At 59.0% G+C, this 295-nt stretch carries 1 protein-coding gene; it reads right to left on the reverse strand.

The window, feature by feature from the left end:
• On the reverse strand, positions 1-295 hold a 295-nt coding region (gene tuf / locus IFU00_22860), incomplete at both ends, for an elongation factor Tu (protein MBD8545114.1).

Here is a 295-nt window from a genome sequence, read left to right on the forward strand (position 1 = left end):
TTCGAGGGCCATACGTGCCGAACCCTTGATGATTGGGACGTCGTCGCCTGGGAACTCGTACTTCGACAGAAGCTCACGAACTTCCATTTCGACCAGTTCCAGCAGTTCTGCGTCGTCGACCAGGTCGCACTTGTTCAGGAACACGATGATGTACGGAACGCCAACTTGACGGGCCAGCAGGATGTGCTCGCGGGTCTGTGGCATTGGGCCGTCAGCAGCCGAGCACACCAGGATCGCGCCGTCCATCTGCGCAGCACCGGTAATCATGTTCTTGATGTAGTCGGCGTGGCCTGGG

Origin of the sequence: Oxalobacteraceae sp. CFBP 8761, from assembly GCA_014841595.1 — a bacterium.
GTDB lineage: Bacteria > Pseudomonadota > Gammaproteobacteria > Burkholderiales > Burkholderiaceae_D > Telluria.